1 protein-coding gene is annotated in these 1,741 nt (G+C 45.7%); it reads left to right on the forward strand.

Annotation, left to right across the window (positions count from 1 at the left end):
• Positions 1-162: 162 nt before the first annotated feature.
• Positions 163-1,741, forward strand: a 1,579-nt coding sequence (locus RMO55_RS19620; RefSeq protein WP_310429461.1) for an alkaline phosphatase D family protein, incomplete at its 3' end; no start/stop codon positions are given.

Genomic DNA, 1,741 nt, shown 5'->3' on the forward strand with positions numbered 1-1,741 from the left:
CCTTGGTAGGGGCAATTCATGAATTGCCCCTACCAAGGGTTTCATACATCAATTCAGCAACGCCCATTAATGTTCGCAGAATTCTGTTAGCTACCTTAAAGCAATCTTAGCCGTTGCTTAAACTTAATATGTAATAACCGAAGAAGTAACCAGTGAGGGAATATGGCACGTCAATTCTCGCGGCGGCAGTTTTTGATTCATTCGACTCTTGCTAGTAGCGGTGCGATTGCCGCAAACGCCCTGAGCAACGCTGGATTTGTCCATTCTGCATTCGCGATCGTTCCTTCTGATAAACTGCGTCCTAGGATTCCTTACGGCATCGCTAGTGGAGATATTACTCAGGGTAGTGCTGTCATTTGGAGTCGAACAGATCGACCATCCCGGATGTTAGTAGAATATGCTGATGACTACACATTCCGCAACAGTAAACAAATCGTCGGTTCAGTAGCATTAGCAGCGAGTGACTACACTGCGCGGCTGACTCTCACTGGATTACCCACTGGGCAATCCGTCTTCTATCGAGTTCGATTCCAAGATCTAGATGACGCAAAGCTCATCAGCGCACCCACAAACGGCTCCTTTCGCACAGTTCCCAACATCGGCAAAGACATCACGTTTGTCTGGGGAGGAGACACCGCAGGGCAAGGCTGGGGCATCAATCCTGACTTTGGGGGGATGAGAATTTATGAGGCGATGCGACGACTCAAGCCAGATTTTTTCATTCACTCAGGAGATACAATCTACGCAGACAACCCGATTCAATCCGAGGTTAAACTAGCAGATGGTAAGATTTGGCGCAACTTAGTCACGGAAGAAAAATCTAAAGTTGCTGAAACTCTCAAGGAATTTCGCGGCAATTATCTCTACAACTTGATGGACAAAAACGTCCGGCGATTTAATGCAGAAGTGCCGCAGTTAGTGCAGTGGGACGACCACGAAATCCGAAATAATTGGTATCCCAATCAAATAATTGAGAACGACGATCGCTACAAGGTCAAAAACGTAAATCTGCTCGCAAGTCGGGGAAAACAAGCCTTTTTAGAGTACGCGCCGATTCGGCTCAACGGGAGCAATCCCGCACAGATTTATCGCGCCTTCAACTATGGCGCGGCTCTAGAAATCTTTATGTTAGATAAACGGAGCTACCGAGGTCAAAATTCCCCAAATCGCCAGCCAAATTCAAGCTCAGAAACAGCTTTCCTGGGGAACCAACAACTTCAATGGTTAAAACAACGCTTACTCAACTGCAAATCAACCTGGAAAGTAATTGCAAGTGACATGCCCATTGGCTTAATGATTCGCGATGGTTCCAAGGCATTTGAAAATGTTTCAAATGGAAATGGAATCCCCCTCGGACGAGAATTAGAACTTGCTGAGTTATTTCGATTTATCAAATCTAATAAAATTCGGAATGTTGTTTGGCTCACCGCAGATGTGCATTATGCAGCAGCTCACTACTACGATCCCAACCGAGCACAATTCCAAGATTTTTATCCCTTCTGGGAATTCGTAACTGGGCCACTTCATGCAGGTACTTTTGGGCCGAATGAATTGGATAATACTTTTGGCCCACAGGTGAAGTTTAGCAGTGTCCCACGCGGAAGTGCCCAAAACATTCCACCCACTGCGGGACTACAATTTTTCGGCCAAGTTAAGATTGATGGTGAGAGTCAAGTGATGACTGTGGCACATTACAATTTAGATGGTAAAAAAGTTTACAGCATCGACTTATCTCCAGAAA

Source organism: Chamaesiphon sp. VAR_48_metabat_135_sub (assembly GCF_031418915.1).
In the GTDB taxonomy this organism is placed as follows: Bacteria; Cyanobacteriota; Cyanobacteriia; order Cyanobacteriales; family Chamaesiphonaceae; genus Chamaesiphon.